Annotated in this window: 4 protein-coding genes; all 4 read right to left on the bottom strand. The window is 41.1% G+C overall.

Going from position 1 to position 22587, the window contains the following annotated elements; translation table 11 throughout:
• Positions 1 to 610: 610 nt before the first annotated feature.
• Positions 611 to 6955, bottom strand: coding sequence for an amino acid adenylation domain-containing protein (locus tag ACP6PL_RS00700; protein WP_426541495.1), 6345 nt, complete (start codon positions 6953 to 6955; stop codon positions 611 to 613).
• Positions 6952 to 11634 carry an amino acid adenylation domain-containing protein gene (locus ACP6PL_RS31185; RefSeq protein ID WP_473965210.1) on the bottom strand — a complete coding sequence of 1561 codons (4683 nt, stop codon included), beginning with the start codon at positions 11632 to 11634 and terminating at the stop codon, positions 6952 to 6954. The genes ACP6PL_RS00700 and ACP6PL_RS31185 overlap by 4 nt, the downstream gene beginning before the upstream one ends.
• Positions 11631 to 21701, bottom strand: a complete 10071-nt coding sequence (locus ACP6PL_RS00680; RefSeq protein WP_426541493.1) for an amino acid adenylation domain-containing protein — start codon at positions 21699 to 21701, stop codon at positions 11631 to 11633. Before ACP6PL_RS00680 ends, ACP6PL_RS31185 begins: the two co-directional genes overlap by 4 nt.
• Positions 21698 to 22587: beta-ketoacyl reductase (locus ACP6PL_RS00675; protein ID WP_426541491.1), on the bottom strand; the 890-nt coding region annotated here is incomplete at its 5' end. The genes ACP6PL_RS00680 and ACP6PL_RS00675, both read right to left, overlap by 4 nt.

Raw genomic sequence — 22587 nt, 5'->3', positions numbered from 1 at the left:
ACTCGTGTGCGGTCAGGAGAGTTCGGAGTGCCTCCTTGCCGTGGAATAAGACGCTTTTTCAGGACATTCCGTAATGTACCCATGCCGTCTCCCCATTGCCCCCAGTGCGCCTATCACTCTTAGCTCTGGTTGGGGCCTGATACCAGCTTCACTCTGCTAGTGGAAAAGGTCTAGCTCGGTGTGGTCAGGTCGGGAGTCCGTTATCCCTTGACGGGTGAGACTTTCACTCACATCCGTAACTCAGTTATCCAACAGGCTCTTCTTTGGTGGCCTCGCTTATTGCAGGCTCTTCCGCTGTGTCCTCGTTGAACCCTATTCATACCCCTCTAGTTGCTAGAGGCTCCTAATAGGAGCGAGTCGCACTTGTACTCTCCATGTACACTCATTGAAGTTCCATCTAAATGAATACTCTGCTTTTCTATTTGGAATTTATGGGCTGCTTTTATAGCTACTGCTGTGAATATTTTTGTTGTTCCGTTATTGTAATATTTGTCCAGTTCCCTTACATATTTGTCATCATTTGTGAGTTAAAATATTCCAATGTATAGGTAAAGCCCTCTTTTTCCAAGCTAAACTAATCATTAATATATTAGTATTTTACCACTGACTCCTATCTAAAATTAATACTAATATCATTGGTAGGCGATATATACACGTGGGAGTCCTTCCATCGCTTCTGAGCAATTTTACGCTCTGTCTCATTGTCAGTTACTGGGAAATGCGCTAACGCTACTTCGTCTACTTTTCCTTTGTGAGTTAAAGGTAAACTTGATACAGGAACATAAGCTCCTGGCATCATGTATGGAGGTAACTGCTGTTGAATTTGAGAATCTAATTCTTGGGGGTTCCAGACTCCTGCCACCACAACATAAGCTACTAGGAATGTTTGATTAGCTAATACATAAGCTTGTTCTACTCCGGGAGCTGATAATAGGGCGGTTTCTATGTCCGCTAGTTCTATTCGCTTCCCTTGGAACCATGTATACCTTTGTTTTACACCGACTATTTCTAGATAACCTTTGTTGTGATAACGACCTATGTCTCCTGTTTGAAATAGTTTACCTAATTGGGGGTGTTCAATAAATTTCTGCGATCTCTGTTCCTGTTGATGCAGATAACCTCTGGCTAAACTGGAACCTCCAATATAGATTTCTCCTGGTACTCCTGTGGGAACAGGGTCTTGGTATTGGTCTAATACATAAACTGATAACCGACCAGGGTTGCCTACAGGTACATTTTCTCTGGGAGGTTCTTCTAGCCATTGCCAGTGAGTGACTTCTCCTGCTGCTTCTGGGATACTGTAGAAGTTATGTAATGAAACTGGGTAGCTTTGGAGAAATTCATTTGCTATCTCTGTTGATAGAATTTCTCCACTACTCAGGAGCGATCGCCAACTATTCAAAGATGCTGCCTGGTTATTTGTATTTAACCAGGTGGGTAGTTCTGACGGATATAGGTGAACTATCGTAACTTTGTGCTTGCCGATTAATTTCTGTAATTCTGTAGGCTCGTTATTTGTAGCTATAACGACAGTACCACCACTAATTAGAGGTAAACCTATTTCTAGAAGAGCTACATCTTGAGTCAGAGATGTTTTATGCAGTAGAAGATCTTGATTAGTGATTTTCAGCGTTTCTTGTAGCCATTGTAAACGTTTAAGTCCAGCCTGATGTTCTACTGGCGAGCAGGAACGCGCTGGGGTTTGATTGAGGATATAGGCAAGGTTGGTGGCTGTTGTTCCTGTATTTGGGTTGTCTGTATTCTGTTTGGCTATTGACTCCCACTCAGTATCTAGACACAGAATTTGAGCATTGGAGTCGGGAAGTTCTGATTTGAGGTCGTTTAGAGTTAAAATTACTGAAATTGACTGTAAATCCTGTGATTTGTCGGTTGGATCTATTGCGATATAAGCTCCTCCTGCTTTGAGTATTGCTAATAAACCAACGACTCTTTCTACAGTAGGGTCAATATATATGCCTATTGGTGTTTCTGGACTGATACCTAAAACTAATAGATGGTGGGCAAGTTGGTTAGCTTTGTAGTTGAGTTGGGCGTAGGTTAATTGTTGCTCCTCAAATATTAAAGCTACTGCATTTAGGTTCTTTTCAACAACATTCTCAAATAATTGATGGATACATTTGTCTGTTGGATAATCTATTTTGCTGTTATTCCATTCCTGCAGAATTTTCTGTTTTTCTGCTGCTGTTATTAGGGGGAGTTTTGAGATTTTTTCTTGGGGGTTGGCTACTATTGCTTCTAGTAAAGTTAGGAAATGTTCCATCAACCTAGCAATGGTTGCTCCGTCAAATATGTCTGTGTTGTAACAAACATAAGCTTCGTGTTCTGGTCCTGATGGTGCTTTCCATAGATATATTTCTAAATCCATTCTACTAGCAATGTCTGGATAATCTGCAACCCTAGGAGTCACTCTTAATCCTGGTAAATCCCAAGAGTCCAGTGATTTGATATTTAGAAAGTCAAAGTACACTCGCATTAGACGGTTTTCCTTAACTTCCGTACCTGGAATAAGTTCCTCTAATAGCTGTGGAAATTGTAAATCCTGATGTTTATAGGCATCTTCAGTTGTTTGTTTGACTTGAGTTAACAATTCGGTAAAGCTAGAGTCATCTGAGAAATGAGAACGAATTGGAAGGATGCTTGCAAACATACCAATTAATGGTTCTATTTCGACTCTGTTGCGGTTAGCAGTTATTGCACCTACTATTAAGTCAGACTCTCCACTATAACGATACAATAAGACAAAAACTGCACTCAGCATAGTCGTAAATAATGTTGTACCTAACTCTTGACCCAGTTGCTCAAGTTTCTGTATTAAGTTCTGATTGAGTTCCAATTTTTCAAATCTTCCCTCGCGACTTTGCACTTCTGGAGGTCGGCGGTCTGTTAGTAGGGGTAATATTGAGGAAGTTCCTGCTAGTTTGTGTCTCCAGTAGCTTAGATGTTCTTCTAATACCTCTGCTGTTTGTTGTCGTTGCCAGTGGGAGTAGTCGGCATATTGAATGGGTAGTTCTGGTAATGGGGGTGGGTTTCCTTGACTGTAGGCTTCATACAATTTATATAGTTCTGAGATTAGTATGTTTATAGACCAACCGTCATATATTATGTGGTCTATGACCAATATTACTACATGAGTTTCTGGGCTAAGTCGTACTAGGGTGACAGACAGCGGGGGGCTTGCTAGGTCAAAGTGTTTTTGGGCTTCAGTTCTTGCTAGCTGTTCGAGTTTGTTTATCTGTTCTGGTGATGATGGTAATTCTACTACTGACAGATTAATTTTGGCGACTGGAGAAATTACTTGTATAAGTTTTCCATCTATGGAGGGAAAAGTGGTTCGTAGGCTTTCATGTCGTCGGATGATTTCGTTGAAGCTTTGCTCTAAGGTTGCTAGATTGAGAAGACCATCTACGGTAAAACTATACATACCGTTCAACGGACGCCAGCCCAAAATAAATTCTTGAGGGTAAGAAAGGGGAATTTCCTGTTCCCTAGAAACCCTTAGAATAACTTGACTTTCCTTTGGTTCCAACTCTTGTTCAACTAAAACTTCTGCTAGTTGAGCGATAGTAGGATTTTGAAATAGCTTACTTATAGAGAACTCTACTGGCAATCTTTGTTGCACCCGAGACACAACCTGAGTGGCATTCATAGAATGGCCACCCAAATCAAAGAAGTTATCGTGTATACCTATCTGTTCTATACCCAACACTTCTCTCCAAATCTCTGCTAATGCCTTCTGTTTCTCCGTCTCAGGAGCTACATACTCCGTTGACACACTACTGATATTATCCGGTACAGGTAATGCCTTCCGGTCTACTTTTCCACTTGGAGTCAGAGGCAGTTGCGACAACACTACAAAACCGCTCGGTATCATATACTCCGGAAACTGCTCTTTCAGATACTGTTTCAATTTCTTGATTTGTTCTGCCTCTGATATCTCTTGGTTTGAGCTAGCTAGAGTTTCGGTTTCTAACACTATATACGCCACTAAACGTTTATTACCTAGGTTGTCTTCGGTGGCTAATACTACTGTTTCTTTAACTATAGTATGTTGAGTTAGGGTCGCTTCTATTTCCCCCGTTTCTACCCGGTATCCTCGGATTTTTACTTGGTTGTCTATCCGCCCTAAAAACTCTATGTTGCCATCAGCTAGATAACGACATAAGTCTCCTGTTCTATATAATTTTGTGACTTTTGAGTTATCAAAAGGATGAGGGATGAATTTCTCAGTTGTTAATTCTCCCCGGTTCAGATAACCATTTGCCAGACCGACTCCACCAATGTAAAGTTCTCCTGGAACCCCTACTGGCAATGGTTGTTGCTCACCACTGAGAACATAAAGTTGAGTATTGGCAATCGGACGACCTATCGGGGGGAGTTTCGGCCAGTTATCTGCATCTCCTTCTAATGTGTAAGCAGAAACTACATGGCTTTCTGATGGTCCATATTGGTTTTGCAGTCTACATTCAGGCAGTCGCTTCATCATCTCCACCAGGTCTGCTGTCACCTGCAATTGTTCCCCTGCTGTTATCACCTCACGCAATGGTGGCAGATTTTGGCATTGAGATGCCACTAAGGCCAACTGTTGTAAAGCTACAAAGGGTAAAAATAGTCGCTCTACCTGATTGTGAGTTAAGAATTCCATCAATGCTAGCGGATCGCGCCTTAGTTCTGAAGACACTAATACCAGAATCCCTCCCGAATACCAGGTGGAGAATATTTCTTGGAAGGATACGTCAAAACTAATGGGAGCAAATTGTAGAGTTTTTGCTCCTTGACCAACTATTGTTTCCTGCTGTTGCCAAAGGATTAGATTCACTAGAGAACCTTGACTCATAGCCACTCCTTTTGGCTTACCTGTAGACCCAGAGGTATAAATAACATAGCCCAAGTTCGATGGTTTGACTTCACTACTTAAATTGCCTTGAGAACAGTCTGACCATAGGTTGTCGTTACTATCTAAACACACTATCTGAGCTTCATGTTCTGATAATAACGTTACTAATGATTGCTGAGTTAGCAATATGGATACTTGGGAATCAGAAATCATATAAGCCAAACGTTCTGATGGATAATTGGGATCTAGTGGCACATAAGCTCCTCCAGCTTTGAGTATGGCGAGTATTCCTACTACCATTTCTACTGAACGCTCTACACATATTCCCACTAGGGTTTCTGGAACTACTCCCAACTTTTGCAAGTAATGTGCTAGTTGATTAGCTTTGCTATTTAATTGGCAATAGGTCAGCTTTTGTTGTTCAAATACTACTGCTACTGCATCTGGGGTTTTCTCTACCCGATCTTCAAATAATTGACGGATACACTTGTTATTTGGGTAATCTGTTTTCGTATTGTTCCATTCCACCAGTATTTGGTCTCGCTCTGCCTCTTTCATTAATGGCAACTTGCTCACAGGTCGTTCTGGAGTCTGTAGCGCTGCTGATAGTAAGTTTTCATAATGTGACATCATGCGACTAATGGTTTCGGCTTCAAACAAGTCTCGGTTATAGGCACAAAATCCTTTGATTTCTTCTCCTACTGGCCACAGATGTAACTCTAAGTCAAACCTCACTGTCATCTCAGCTCCTGCCCCTTCATACCAACCTACTTCCAAGTTGGGTAAGCTAAAGGATGATTTTAAGATTTCCTCCTGTTGAACGGCAAACATTACCTGAAACAAGGGGCTTTGCGATAAAGAACGTTCCGGTTGCAACTCTTCTACCAATTTCTCAAAGGGTATGTCTTGATTACCATAAGCTTCTAGAGCTGTTTGTTTAACTCGATTTAATATCTCTGTGAAACTAGGGTCTCCTCCTAGGTCTGTGTACATGACTAGGGAGTTGACAAAGAAACCGATCAACCCCTCTATTTCTCGGCGGTTGCGGTTAGCTATAGGTGAACCTACTGCTATACTTTCTTGACCACTGTAACGAGACATTAAGACTTTGAAGGTTGCTAACAGGGTCATAAATAGGGTAGTTCCCTGCTTTTGACTCAGTTGTTTAACTTTTGAGGTCAGCTCTGCTGGTATGTTTATGGGTATACCTGCTCCATTAAAAGTTTGAACTGGAGGTCGGGGATGGTCTGTGGGTAGTTGTAGTTGAGGTAAGTCAAGGAGCTTTTGCCTCCAGTAACTTAGTTGACTTTCAAGGGTTTCACCTTGTAAGTAGTTCCTTTGCCACACTGCAAAGTCCGCATATTGTATGGGCAACTCTGGTATTGGGGATGGTTGGTCTTGCACTATGGCAGTGTAAATAACTGAAAGTTCCTTGGGTAATACTGTAAGTGACCAGCCATCGCTTGCTATGTGATGTAATATGATTTGCAGTATGTGTTCTGCTTTTCCTAGTTTAAACAACTGAGCCCGTATGGGGGGGTCTACTTCTAGATTGAATGAAAGTTCATTTTCTTGTTGGAGTACTTGTTGCAGTTTGGTGGTTTGCTCAGATGCTGTTAACTCACTTAGGTCTTGTATAGGTAGTTCTAATTCAAAGGGGGATTGAATTATTTGTACTGGTGTATCGTTGATTTCACTGAAAGTTGTTCTCAGAGTTTCATGGCGAGCAATGATTTGGTTGAGACTTTTTTCTAGGGCTACATAGTCGAGTTTTCCTACTAGCTCTAGGGTTAATGGCATATTATAGGCATTCCTATTCAAAGCCATTTTTTCAATAAACCATAGCCTTTGTTGCGCAAAGGATAATGGCGGAGGATTGCCATTGCGCTCAATAGGATTAATTAAGTCTTCCTTGAGTTCTCTCTTTAAATTAGCTTGTTGCAAAAAAGTAATAATTTCCTGCTTACGATCGCTTAATTTAGTTCGTAGCTCTGATGTCAAAACTCCTTCTGGAGCATTGCAGCGCAAGCGTTGACCTTCAAGCCATAATTTGATATCTTGATTAGCGAGATCGTCTAAAAATTTTTCTAATGTTTTCATAGCTCTATTTCCTCCCGTTTTTCTGGATTATTAGAGGTTGTTTGTAGTCGTTGTGCTAGAGATACGTTAATATTACTAGTATTTTCAAGGTAAGTACTTAATTGTTCTATAGTTGAATATTCAAATATACTTGTTATAGGTAACTCAATATTAAAAGTATCCCGAACTCTAGACACAACCTGAGTTGCCATCAAAGAATGACCACCTAAATCAAAGAAGTTATCATGTATTCCCACCTTTTCTATTCCCAACACTTCTTGCCAAATCTCTGCTAAGTTCTTCTGTATCTCCGTCTCTGGAGCTACATACTCCGTTAACACACTACTGGCCACATCTGGGACAGGCAAAGCCTTACGGTCTACTTTACCGTTAGGAGTCAGAGGCAGTTGCGACAACACCATTAACCCTGATGGCACCATATACTCTGGCAACCTCGACTCCAGATACTCTCTCACCTGCGGTATCAATTCCTTTCTCAACTGGGAACTCAACGGATTATTCCCATAATTATTCCATTTACCTCCTATCACCGATTTTTGAGTCAGGGGTGTTAACACGATTCCCTCTGTTGCTAACTCACTACGCACAAATACCGCATCCATCAATTCCGGACTTCCTTGAGCTGACCAACACAACTCTAAGCTATACCCCAAAGATGCACTTAGTTCATATAACCTCTCTGGATCGATACCCTTGTTTTCGTTTGACTCTAACTTTCCTCTTAACTGCTGCACATTCTGTTTTGATTCTGGCTGTGATAGCAACTCTACCAACTCTACATCGTTAGCTACTCTGCTATTGACTAAACCACTAAAGCAAACTGATTCTGGCTCTTGCTCTCGCAGATAAGTTTCTATCTCCTGAGCACCCAGAGCTGCTGCACTTTCTACCGTTGGTGTTATTACTGTTCCTGGTTGAGCTTCTATATGCAACAGTACGCTATACCTATATTTATTCAGTTCATTATGTTCTGTTCCCCTCTGTAAACGTATTTGTACATGAGTTATTTCTGGATGTTTTTCTTTGAGAGCTACAAACAACTCTGGTGACACTAACAACTCGGTCTCGGTCTCCATTTTTCTGTCTATTTTGGCCTTGAGTTGTTCTAGCGATAGTGATGGAGTTCCTTGATACAGTTGCACCGAACTATGAAATGCTTTCATTAATGGAAAACTGCGGATATCCCCTAGGAAAATCGTTCCTCCTGGTTTGACTACCCTGATACTATTTTCTATGACTGACAACAAATACTCCACACTAGGGAAATACTGGACTATAGAACTCAGAAGTACCACATCGAAGCTATTAGGAGCTATATCAGCCATGTCTTCGGCTCGTTTCTGTGCTAAGGATACATGACTATATTTGTCTGGTTGCTCTTCTATTTGTTGTTTTATGTATTCTAATGATACCTTGGATATATCTGTACCATAATATTTTTCTGTCTGCGGTGCGATTTGAAATAGCAGCATTCCTGTGCCACAACCTATTTCCCACACACTCTCTGGCTTCTTGGCTAATACTTGAGTTACTATATCCCCAGCCCAGACGCGCATTTGCTCTACTGGTATCGGCTGGTTATCGTAGTTGCTTATCCATCCTCTGGTGTTGAATAGGGGGTCACTTACTTCACTTAGTTGGTCATATATTTGTTGGTTAAATATATCTTGCCAACTATCTACTTGGGTTTCTGACAGTTCGGGGTTGGAACTGGTTGTGCTTTCGGTTTCTGGTACTATGTATGCTACTAAACGTTTATCTCCTGGGTTATCTTCTCTTGCTAATACTACCGTTTCTTTAACTTGAGGGTATGAATTGAGGACTGCTTCTATTTCTCCTGTTTCTATTCGGTATCCTCGCACTTTTACCTGATGGTCTATCCGCCCGATAAATTCTATATTGCCATCATCTAGATAACGGCATAAGTCTCCTGTTTTGTATAATTTGGCTTTTTTTGATTCCTCAAAGGGATTAGGAATAAATTTCGAGGCTGTCAGTTCGGGGCGGTTGTGGTAGCCTATTGCTAAACCATCTCCTCCTATATGAAGTTCTCCAGGCACTCCTATGGGCACTGGTTGATTCTTTGAGTCCAGAATGTATGCCTGGGTGTTGGATATTGGCTTGCCTATGGGCAGATTTGTTGCTCCTTGTGCTACTTTAGTCACCTTGTACCATGAAGAGAATGTAGTGTTTTCTGTTGGTCCATACACATGAAGTAATCTTTCTGGTGCCCCTTTCTCTAGTACCTGTTTCACTGATTTCGGGTCTACTGCCTCTCCTCCAAATAACAAATGTTTCAAGGTACTGAATGCTTCTGGTACTGAGTAGGCTAACTGATTAAATAAAGCTGTTGTCAAAAACAGTGTGGTGATTTTTTCTTGTTTGATATAGTTGACAAACTGTTGAGGAGAAAGGAGTAGAGATTTGGTAATTACTACTACCACGCCTCCGTGTAATAAAGCTCCCCAAATTTCAAATGTGGCTGCATCAAAAGAGGTGTTGGAAACTTGAGCTACTCGGTCTGTTGCTTCCAGTTGCACATAGTTGGTGTTGCTAACAAGCCTAACTACTCCTTGATGAGGAATAGTAACTCCCTTTGGTTTGCCTGTCGAACCTGAAGTATAGATAACATAAGCTAACTGATTAGCTGTTATCTGATTTTCGGGTATTTCCTGACTCTGTTGATTAATAATTTTGGAATCTGTATCCAAACAAATTACTGATGCTTTTGTGTCCGATAGATGATGTTGCCATTTTTCTTGAGTCAAAATGATAGATAGTTGTGCATCTTCTACCATGTAATTGAGACGCGAAGTGGGATAATTAGGGTCTAATGGTACATAAGCTCCTCCGGCTTTGAGTATGGAGAGTATACCTACTATCATTTCTATGGAGCGCTCTACACATATTCCCACTAGGGTTTCTGGTTTGACTCCCAAGGTTTGCAAGTGGTGGGCTAGTTGATTAGCTTTGCTATTTAATTGGCAATAGGTCAGTTTTTGCTCTTCAAATACTACTGCTACTGCATCTGGGTTTTTCTCTACCTGCTCCTCAAATAACTGATGGATACATTTATCTTTGGGATAATCTGTTTTGGTATTGTTCCACTCCACCAGTATTTGGTCTAGCTCTGACTCTGTCATTAATGGCAACTGGCTCACAGGTCGTTCTGGAGTCTGTAGCGCTGCTGATAGTAAGTTTTCATAATGTGACATCATGCGACTAATGGTTTCGGCTTCAAACAAGTCTCGGTTATAGGCACAAAATCCTTTGATTTCTTCTCCTACTGGCCACAGATGTAACTCTAAGTCAAACCTCACTGTCATCTCAGCTCCTGCCCCTTCATACCAACCTACTTCCAAGTTGGGTAAGCTAAAGGATGGTTTTAATGCTTCCTCCTGCTGAACGGCAAACATTACCTGAAATAAGGGGTTTTGCGATAGTGCCCGTTCTGGTTGCAACTCTTCTACCAATTTCTCAAAGGGTATGTCTTGATGACCATAAGCTTCTAGAGCTGTCTGTTTAACTCGGTTTAATACTTCTGTAAAAGTTGGGTCCCCTCCCAGGTCTGTGTACATGACTAGGGAGTTGACAAAGAAACCTATTAACCCTTCTATTTCTCTGCGGTTGCGGTTGGCTATGGGTGAACCTACTGCTATACTTTCTTGACCACTGTAACGAGACAGTAATACCTTAAATACTGCTAACAGGGTCATAAATAGGGTCGTTCCCTGCTTTTGGGTGAGTTGTTTAACTTTTGATGTTAGTGCTGCTGGTATATTTATCGGTATTCCCCCTCCGTTAAAAGTTTGAACTGGGGGTCGGGGATGGTCTGTGGGTAGTTGTAGTTGAGGTAGGTCTTGCAGCTTTTCCTTCCAGTAGTTGAGTTGACTTTCAAGGGTTTCACCAAGTAAGTAGTTCTTTTGCCACACTGCAAAGTCCGCATATTGTATGGGTAGTGAGGGCAATGGGGATAGTTGGTCTTCCAGTGTGGCAGTGTAAATAGCCGAGAGTTCTTTAGGCAATACTGTCAGTGACCAGCCATCGCTTGCTATGTGATGTAATGTGATTTGCAGTATGTGTTCAGTTGTTCCTAGTTGAAACAACTGAGCCCGTATGGGGAGGTCTACTTCTAGATTAAATGTTTGTTCATTTTCTTTTTGGAGTAGTTGTTGCAGTTTGCTGGTTTGCTCAGATGCTGTTAACTCACTGAGGTCAATTCTGGGTAGTTCTAATTCAAAGGGGGGTTGAATTCTTTGTACTGGGGTACCGTTAATTTCACTGAAGGTGGTTCTCAGAGCTTCATGACGATCAATGATTTCGTTGAAACTTTTTTGTAGGGCTACATAGTCCAATTTTCCTACTAGACGTAGGATTAATGGCATATTGTAGGCATTGCTACTCAAGCCCATTTTTTCTAGAAACCATAGCCTTTGTTGTGCAAAGGACAATGGGATGACTTGCTCCCTAGAAACTGATTGAATGGAACTAGCTACAGATTTCTGAGTTATTTGTACTTCTCGAAGAAACTCTAAAATTTCTGTCTTGCGCTCCACTAGATTCTGTTTTAGCTCTGCTGTCATTGCTCCCTTGGGAGCATAACATTCCAGTTGCTCTTGCTCTATCCAAAGTTTAATACCCAGATTTTGCAGGTAAGAAATAAAATCAACTGTTTTCATAACACAAACCTCTCATATTCTTCTGTTTCTGAAATTAACGTAGTCTTATCTTGGGGTAGCTGACGCACCACTTCAATATTTTTAGCTATGCCAGCAATAGTTGGTGACTCAAATAAACTCTGTAAAGTCAGTTCATTGCCAAAACCCTGTCTTACCCGAGACACAACCTGAGTTGCCCTCAAAGAATGACCACCCAAATCAAAGAAGTTATCGTGTATACCTATCTGTTCTATACCCAACACTTCGGCCCAAATCTCTGCTAATATCTTCTGTGTTTCTGTCTCTGGAGCCACATACTCCGTTAACACACTACTTGCCATATCCGGCACAGGCAAAGCCTTACGGTCTACCTTACCATTGGGAGTCAGAGGCAGTTGCGACAACACCATCAACCCTGATGGCACCATATACTCTGGCAACCTCGACTCCAGATACTCTCTTAGCTGCGGTATCAGTTCCTTTCTCAACTGGGAAATCAACGGATTATTCCCATAATTATTCCAGTTACCTCCTACCACCGATTTTTGAGTCAGGGGTGTTAACACTATTCCCTCTGCTGCTAACTCACTGCGTACAAATACCGCATCCATCAATTCCGGACTTCCCTGAGCTGACCAACACAATTCTAAGCTATACCCACAAGAAGCACTTAGTTCATATAACCTTTCTGGTTCAATGCTCTTGCTTTCCTTTGACTGGAAAAACTGCCTCAACTGCTGCACATTCTGTTTTAACTCTGGCTGTGATAGCAACTCTACCAACTCTACATCATTAGCCACTCTGCTATTTACTAAACCACTAAAGCAAACTGATTCTGGCTTTTGCTCTCGCAGATAAGTTTCTATTTCTTGAACACCCAGAGCTGCTCCACTTTCTACCGTCGGAGTTATTACTTTTCCTGGTTTGGCTTCTATATGCAACAGTACGTTATACCTATATTTATTCAGTTCATTGTTTTCTCTTCCCCTCTGTAAACGTATTTGTACATGACTTATTTCTGGATATTTTTCCTTGAGAGCTACAAACAACTCTGGTGACACTAACAACTCGGTCTCGGTCTCCATTTTTCTGTCTATCTTTGACTTGAGTTGTTGTCCTGACAGTGATGGGGTTGCTTGATACAGTTGTACCGAACTATGAAATGCTTTCATTAAGGAGAAATTGCGGATATCCCCTAGGAAAATCATTCCTCCTGGTTTGACTACCCTGATACTTTCTTCTATTACTTGCAATAGATATTCCATACTCGGGAAATACTGCACGATGGAACTTAGTAGCACGATATCGAAACTGTTAGGAGCCACATCAGCCATGTCTTCGGCTCGTTTCTGTTCTAAGGATACATGACTATATTTGTCTGGTTCGGGTTCTATTTGTTTTTTGATGTATTCTAATGAGACCTTAGAAATATCTGTGCCTAAATATTTTTGTGTCTGGGGTGCAATTTGAAACAGCAGCATTCCTGTACCACAACCTATTTCCCACACACTCTTTGGTTTAGCCCCTAATACTTGAGTTACTACATCTCCTGCCCAGAGCCGCATTTGCTTTTCTGGTATGGGTTGGTTGTCATAACTGCTGCGCCAACCTGAGATGTTGAATAAGGGGTCAGTAATTTCTCTGTCCTCATTCTCTATTTGTTCATTGAATACTTCTTGCCAATTACTGAGTTGATCATTTGAGAGTTCTTGGTTCAAATTAGTTGCCGTTTCAGTTTCAGCTACTAGGTATCCTACTAAACGTTTATCTCCTGGCTGATCCTCTCTGGCAATTACAACAGCTTGTTGGACTTTGGGATGTTCATTTAAAATCCCCTGAATTTCTCCTGTTTCTATGCGGTAGCCTCGGATTTTTACTTGATGGTCTATTCTACCGATAAATTCTATGTTGCCATCAGATAAATAACGTACTAAGTCTCCCGTTTTATATAATTTTTTCCCCTGCCAAAAGATGAATTTTTCAGCGGTTAATTCTGCTTGTTTTAAGTAACTTCGTGCTAGTCCTTCTCCTGCTATGTGTAGCTCTCCTGCTACTCCTATGGGTACAGGTTGTTGATGAGCGTTAAAAATATATACCTGGGTGTTCGCTATTGGCCTACCTATGGTTGGTGACTTGGTTCCTCCTTTTTCCATTAAGCCATATGTTGAGTAGGTTGTGTCTTCACTAGGACCATAAAGGTTATATACTGCTTTAATTGTTTGTTGCTCATACAGTTGTTGAACCAGTTGATTATCTAGAGGCTCTCCTGCCAGGTTCACTATTTTTACTCCAGTGGGAATACTTTGGTTTCTAACTAATTCTCTGGCTGCTGATGGTACTGTGTTGATTAGGCTTACTTCTCCTGCTGCTGGTAATTCGGGTAGATGTAAAGCATTTTCAGCTAATATGACTTTTCCTCCCCAACTTAAGGGCACAAACAATTCAAATACTGATAGGTCAAAGCAGATAGAAGTGGAAGCTAATACTCCTGATAATTCCTCTTGGCTATATACTTCTCGTGCCCAATACAATAGGGACACTGGACTGCGGTGTTCAATTGCTACTCCTTTAGGTCGGCCTGTAGAACCAGAGGTATACAATACATAAGCTAGGTTCTGGGGATTAACATTACTGACTACATTAGCTTGTATTTCTACCGTATTAGCTTGGTTGATATGTATTATAGGTGTTTGGGTTTCTGGTAAGTGAAACTGGGAGTTGGAGTCACTTAATACCAGGTGTAACTCCCCATCTTCTAATATCTGAGCTAGACGTGAAGTTGGATAATTAGGGTCTAATGGCACATAAGCTCCTCCGGCTTTGAGTATGGCTAATAACCCGACTACCATCTCTACTGAGCGCTCTACACATATTCCCACTAGGGTATCTGGTTTGACTCCCAAGGTTTGCAAGTGGTGGGCTAGTTGATTAGCTTTGCTATTTAATTGGCAATAGGTCAGTTTTTGCTCTTCAAATACTACTGCTACTGCATCTGGGTTTTTCTCTACCTGCTCCTCAAATAACTGATGGATACATTTATCTTTGGGATAATCTGTTTTGGTATTGTTCCACTCCACCAGTATTTGGTCTAGCTCTGACTCTGTCATTAATGGCAACTGGCTCACAGGTCGTTCTGGAGTCTGTAGCGCTGCTGATAGTAAGTTTTCATAATGTGACATCATGCGACTAATGGTTTCGGCTTCAAACAAGTCTCGGTTATAGGCACAAAATCCTTTGATTTCTTCTCCTACTGGCCACAGATGTAACTCTAAGTCGAACCTCACTGTCATCTCAGCTCCTCCCCCTTCATACCAACCTACTTCCAAGTTGGGTAAGCTAAAGGATGGTTTTAATACTTCTTCCTGCTGCACAGCCAACATTACCTGAAACAAGGGGTTTTGCGATAGTATCCGCTCTGGCTGCAACTCTTCTACCAATTTCTCAAAAGGTATGTCTTGGTTTCCATAAGCTTCTAGGGCTGTTTGTTTAACCCTGTTTAATAGCTCTGTGAAACTAGGGTCTCCTCCTAGATCTGTGTACATGACTAGGGAGTTGACAAAGAAACCTATCAACCCTTCTATTTCACTCCGGTTGCGGTTGGCGATAGGTGAACCTACTGCTATATTCTCTTGACCACTGTAACGAAATAGCAATATCTTGAAGGCTGCTAACAGGGTCATAAATAGAGTTGTCCCCTGCTTTTGGGTGAGTTGTTTAACTTTTGATGTGACTGCTGCTGGTATGTTTATCGCTATACCCGCTCCATTAAAGGTTTGAACTGCTGGTCGGGGATGATCTGTGGGTAGTTGTAGTTGAGGTAGGTCTTGCAGCTTTTCCTTCCAGTAGTTGAGTTGACTTTCAAGGGTTTCACCAAGTAAGTAGTTCTTTTGCCACACTGCAAAGTCCGCATATTGTATGGGTAGTGAGGGCAATGGGGATGGTTCGTCTTCCAGTGTGGCAGTGTAAATAGCTGAGAGTTCTTTGGTTAATACTGTCAGTGACCACCCATCGCTTGCTATGTGATGTAATGTAATTTGCAGTATGTGTTCGGTTGTTCCTAGTTGAAACAACTGAGCCCGTATGGGGGGGTCTACTTCTAGATTAAATGTTTGTTCATTTTCTTGTTGGAGTAGTTGTTGCAGTTTGGTGGTAGCTTCTGATGCTGTTAACCCACTTAGGTCTTGTATAGGTAGTTCTAATTCAAAGGGGGATTGAATTATTTGTACTAGTGTGTCGTTGATTTCACTGAAAGTCGTTCTCAGGGTTTCATGGCGAGCAATGATTTCATTGAGACTTTTTTCTAGGGCTACATAGTCCAATTTACCTACTAGATTTAGTGTCAATGGCATATTGTAGGCGTTGCTACTCAAGGCCATTTTTTCGATAAACCATAGCCTTTGTTGTGCATATGATAACGGGGGAGGATTTTCATTTTCCTCCCTTGGTTGAATTGCTACGGTCTCTACTGACTGGCTTTGAGCTAAATATACCTCTATTTCCTGAGCCAGACTCACTAGCTGGGAATTCTCAAATAGCTTTGTGAGGGGGAACTCTATATTGAGGACTTGTCGCACCCGAGACACCACCTTCGTTGCTATCAAAGAATGACCACCCAAATCAAAGAAGTTATCATGTATTCCCACCTTTTCTATTCCCAACACTTCTTGCCAAATCTCTGCTAAGTTCTTCTGTATCTCCGTCTCTGGAGCTACATACTCCGTTAACACACTACTGGCCACATCTGGGACAGGCAAAGCCTTACGGTCTACTTTACCGTTAGGAGTCAGAGGCAGTTGCGACAACACCATTAACCTTGATGGCACCATATACTCTGGCAACCTCGACTCCAGATACTCTCTCAACTGTGGTATCAGTTCCTTTCTCAACTGGGAACTCAAGGGATTATTCCCATAATTCTCCCAGTTACCTGCTACCACCGATTTTTGAGTTAGGGGTGTTAACACTATCCCTTTTTTTGCTAACTCACTGCGCACAAATACCCCATCCATTAATTCTGGACTTCCCTGAGCTGACCAACACAACTCTAAACTATACCCACAAGAAGCACTTAGTTCATATAACCTCTCTGGTTCGATGCTCTTGGTTTCCTTTGACTCTAACTTTCCTCTTAACTGCTGCACATTCTGTTTTGATTCTGGCTGTGATAGCAACTCTACCAACTCTACATCGTTAGCTACTCTGCTATTGACTAAACCACTAAAGCAAACTGATTCTGGCTCTTGCTCTCGCAGATAAGTTTCTATCTCCTGAGCACCCAGAGCTGCTGCACTTTCTACCGTTGGTGTTATTACTGTTCCTGGTTGAGCTTCTATATGCAACAGTACGCTATACCTATATTTATTCAGTTCATTATGTTCTGTTCCCCTCTGTAAACGTATTTGTACATGAGTTATTTCTGGATGTTTTTCTTTGAGAGCTACAAACAACTCTGGTGACACTAACAACTCCTTCTCCTGCTGTATTTGTCTCTCTATCTTGGCCTGGAGTTGTTCTAATGACAGTGATGGAGTTGCTTGATGCATTTCCACCGAACTATGAAATGCTTTTATTAACGAAAAATTCCTGACATCTCCCAGGATAATTATTCCTCCTGGTTTGACTATCCGAATTGCCTCAGATATTGCTTGTAACAAATACTCTACATTCGGAAAATATTGAATTACTGAGTTGAGAATCACCACATCGAAGTTTTGAGCTGATATGTCACCTATCTCATGTGCTCTTTTCTGTGCTAGATTGACATGAGCATATTTCCCTGGTTTCTGGAGTATTTGTTGTTGGATATACTCTAGTGAAATACTAGATAGACAAACGCCATAATAGGCTTGGGTTTGGGGTGCAATTTCAAATAGTAGCAACCCGGTTCCAAAACCTATTTCACATACTTTTTTCGGTTTATGTGCTAAGACTTGAGCTACAATATCCCCTGCCCAAATTCGCATTTGCTCTTCTGGTAAGGATTGGTTGTCGTAACTGCTACTCCAACCTGAGATATTGAATAATCGATCTTTTACTTTACTTTTGTCTTCTTCAATTTGTTGGTTAAATAGGTTTTGCCAATTGTTGATGTGAGTATCTAAAATTTGTAAGTTAGAAGTGCTAAATGTTTCATTTTCTGCAAATAACCTTTGATAAAAAGGAGTTTGCTTAAACTGTTGTTTCCAGTGATAAGAAATGTGTTCAAAATCAATATCTTCTCCTTGTTGCCTGATAATACGTCCTTGGATAGCATAATCTGGATTCAGATTATTTTCACAAAGGTTTCGGCTACAAATAGCTTCAATCACATCTCCTTCACTCACATCAAGACCAGGCTCAAATACTGGAAAATAAACTGGTAACCAACAATGCTCATGTTCGAGAATATCTATACACTCACCTTCAATAGTATGCAAATTTAACCAGACCAGAAAACCATCTAATCTGCCTGATTTTTCTATCCTTAACTGAATTTGATGAGTCAAATCTGTATCTAAAGATTTATTAAAATCTAAATCCTCAAATATTTCTCGATTGGAAAGTAAATTTGCTTGAGGAAATCCTTTAATACAGACTCGTAAATCAAAAGGATACCCAACCTGTTCAAATATTTTCTGGGTATAATAACCAGAAACCTTTGTAAACCTGGGTTGATTAAGTAACGGTTCTGGAAGAGTTACTGCTGCAATCTTAGTTACACTTCTTTCGGGAATCATTGCACCATCTGGCTTCAAAAACCTTCTGGCATTATTAATAATTACTGCTGCTCCTTCAGAACCGCCTATTGCTCCCACAATTTCCGAAACACATACATCTGCTAACTCTGGTAGGTTAACCGTCATCGCATCTCCATGTATGATTTCAATTTGTGCCGATAATCCCAACTTATCCACGCTAGCTTTAGCTAACTCACTGGTTTGTTGGTCTCTCTCAATAGCATAGATTTTCTTAGCTCCTGCTTGTGCACAAAATCTCGCCAAAATAGCATCCTTACCTGTACCAATTTCTACTACTACTCTATCTTTAACAAGTTGATTAATTGCCACTTGATAACTTTGGTTTCGACGATGGTCATTAGTCATCGCATAGTACAATAACTCATCATAAACATAGTATTCTGCTATTGATGGCCAAAGTTCTATGCTTTCCATCTCCTGGACATTTTGTTCAAACTCTAGTTCGGGAACTAAGTATGCTACCAACCGCTTGTTCCCTGGAGTATCTTCCCTGTCAATTACTACAGCTTGTTGGACTTGGGGATGCCTCGTGAGCATTGATTCAACTTCTCCAGGTTCAATTCGGAAACCTCGTATCTTCACCTGATTATCTATGCGACCAAGAAACTCAATATTGCCATCCGGTAAGTAACGAGCTGAATCTCCTGTTTTGTAAAGCCTCTCCTCGGTTAAATTCCTCAAAGGATGGGAAATAAATTTTTCCTGTGTTAATTGAGGTTGGTTAAGATAGCCACGAGCTAAACCAACACTACCTATATAAATTTCACCAGGTACTCCTATGGGGACTGGTTGTAAATTACTGTCTAGGATGTATATTTGAGTATTGCCTATTGGCCTACCTATGGATGCGACTGAAGACTCTGGTGAGCATTCGGCCATAGTAGCACATACTGTTGATTCTGTTGGTCCGTAGGCGTTCACAAATTGTCGCCCCACAGACCACTGAGATATTAGCTCTGGTGGGCAAGCTTCTCCTGCTACCACTATGGTCTTTAAATCAGGTAATTCCTCTTTGGGCATCACTGCCAGAGCTGAGGGGGGTATGGTGATATGGGTGATTTTGTTGTGACGCAACCACTGACTCATACCCACTCCAGGCATTAAGGTATTTCGGCTGCCTAGATACAAACTAGCTCCTGAACCTAAAGCCATTACTATTTCCGAGATGGAGGCATCGAAACTTAATGATGCGAACTGAACGACTCTGCTGTTTGAGTTGACTTGAAATCCTTGCATTTGAACTGTAGCCAGATTACACAGTCCCTTGTGTTCTACCAAGACTCCTTTCGGTTTACCTGTGGAACCTGATGTATAAATTACATAAGCTAAATTTTGGGGGCTGACTTCACTCTCTACTTTTTCTGGTGTTTCAGTTGCTATTTTTTCCCAATCTCTATCTATAAAAACTACTTGGGCTTGATTTTGGGGGAGTTGAGCTAATAATTGTTCTTGAGTTAGTAAGACTGACACTAGGGAGTCAGCGAACATATATTCTAGGCGTTCTTGGGGATAGGCCGGGTCTAATGGCACATAAGCTCCTCCGGCTTTGAGTATGGCTAATAAACCTACTACCATCTCTACTGAACGCTCTACACATATTCCCACTAGGGTTTCTGGAACTACACCCAATTTTTGCAAGTAATGGGCTAGTTGATTCGCTTTGCTGTTTAATTGGGAATAGGTCAACTTTTGTTGTTCAAATACTACTGCTACTGCATCTGGGTTTTTCTCTACCTGCTCCTCAAATAACTGATGGATACATTTATCTTTGGGGTAATCTGTTTTGGTATTGTTCCACTCCACCAGTATTTGGTCTAGCTCTGGCTCTGTCATTAATGGTAGTACTGTTACTCTCTGCTGCGGATCGTTCACTATCCCTTCTAATAAGTTCTGGAAATGACCAACCATTCGAGCAATAGTTTGCTCGTCAAATAGGTCAGCATTGTATTTTAAGAACCCAACCAGAAATGAGTCCTCTTCAAACATTTCCAGTAATAAATCATATTGACCTTCATATTGATCTAGTACAAATGCTTCTACTTCAAGTCCGGCCCATTTCATCAAGGTTTTTTCCCTGCTAAAAAACACCTTTGGTTGATCTTGAGATTCCAGAAATTTTTGCAGTAGAAAGCAAGCCTGAAAAAGAGGGGAACGACTGGAGTCACGTTCTACCTTTAACTTCTCTACCAATAAAGTAAAGGGATAATCTTGATGAGCTAACGCTTCCATGACTGTTTGACGGACTTGAGATAGAAAATCTCTAAAAGAGAGACTCCCTGACAAATCTCCCCTCATCACTACTGCGTCAACGAAGTAACCAACAATAGAGGCAAACTCCTCTTTAGTCCTACCACCATATGTAGGCGATCCTACCAAGATATCCTCTTGACCTGTGTAACGATACAGAAGTACTTGAAAAGCAGCCAAAAAAGTCATATAAAGAGTTGCTCTCTCTGTTTTAGCTAGTTCCTTTAGTTGTTCAGTCAGCTTTTGAGATAACTTGAAGGAGTAGCTGCCACCATTATCAGTCTGTATAGGAAGTCGTGGTCTATCTGTGGGCAAATTCAATACAGGTAATTCTCCGCCCAATTTTTGTTGCCAATAGCTCCATAGTTGTTCTCCTTCTGGTCCTTCTACTAACTCCTGTCGCCAACTAACATAATCTTGATAAGAATACTGTAGTGGTGGTAAGGATACCTCAAGCCCATTTAGTTGAGATTCGTACAGTTGTGGCAGCTCTTGAGCAATTAAGTTGCATGACCAACCATCTAAAACAATGTGGTGTATTGTCAGTAACATAATATGGTTTGCTTCCGAGCAAGTGAACCACCTAACTCGCATCACTTGTTCTGTTTCTAGGTTAAAAGGATATCTGTGAGCTGCAACTACCTTTTTATTTAATTCCTCTTCACTCCAACTAGAAGCATCTATCTGTAAGAAGTCTAACTCTTGATGTTGATGTATTTGTTGGATTGGTTGTTCGCCCAAATTCGGGAATGTACTCCCTAGCAACGGATGCCTTTCCCTTAGAGCTTGAAAAACTTGTTGCCAAATAGTTATATCTACTTTGGAGTAGATCCTAATCGCAAATGACACATTATAATTATGGCTCTGGGGTGATAGCTGCCACAAAAACCAGAGACCTTTTTGACCATAAGACAGGGGATAAACTTGGCATATATCTGGATTTTCCTTTAGTAACCGTAATATTTCTGATTTGTACTGCTTTAGTTGGGCAATAACATCAGTGGTCAGTACTTCTTGGGAACCTCCAGTTCTTAACTTTCCTCCATCAGTCCATAATTTTACCCCTTTGAGGGAAAGGTCTTGTAAGAATTCAATTAAGTTCATAGTTCTACCTCTATCCAGTTATTTTCTTTAATGTTATCTGTGCTATCGCTTTGATTCAGTTGTTGATTTAGTTGATTTGAGAGAGCAGCAATGGTGATTCCTTCTATAAATTTTGTCATTGGAACATCCACTTCTAGCTCATTTTTAATTTTATGTCTTAGCTCGATTGACATTAGAGAGTCCAATCCCATTTCAATTAAAGGTTTGTGTATATCGATTAGATTATTTTTCATAGATAATAATCGAGCTGCTTTATTTTGGATATGAGAAATTAATATCTTTTCTCGTTCCATGAAGGAAACTGATTTTAATTGTTCTAAAAGGAGATTATCCTTTGTAGCTATTGAAGTAGTTATTTCCGACCAATCCGCCAAAAACTGCCACTGCACCACTCTCTCCTGCCATCCTGACCAATCAATAGGCATCACCCCTACTTCCACATCCGAACCACTCATCAATAGTTCCAAAGACTCCAATACCTGAGCCGGAGATATTACACCCATCCCCTGCTGACTTGCCCTCACATCTGCACCCCTTTCAGCCGCCTCTCCCACTTGAGAAACTGCTCCCCAATGAATACTCAATCCCGGTAATCCCATACTTCGACGATAATGAGCCAAACCATCAAGAAAAGCATTAGCTGCAGAATGATTTCCCTGACCAGATGAACCCAACAGAGATGCTGCCGAAGAAAACAGCACAAAAAAGTCCAATGATTGATTGAGACTCAATTGATGCAAATGCCAAGCACCCTGCACTTTCGGTTCCATTACCTGTTCAAAACTAGACCAAGTCTGGTTTTGCAGCACTCCATCTGATAACATCCCCGCCGAATGAATCACTCCTCCTAAGGGTCTGTTTGACTCCTCTATTCTCTGCAACACCC

The sequence above is a fragment of the Dapis purpurea BLCC-M126 genome, assembly GCF_050015975.1.
Taxonomy (GTDB): Bacteria; Cyanobacteriota; Cyanobacteriia; order Cyanobacteriales; family Microcoleaceae; genus Trichodesmium.
Note: the sequence above shows the minus strand (reverse complement) of the source record. Positions and strands in the feature narration are given on the sequence as shown.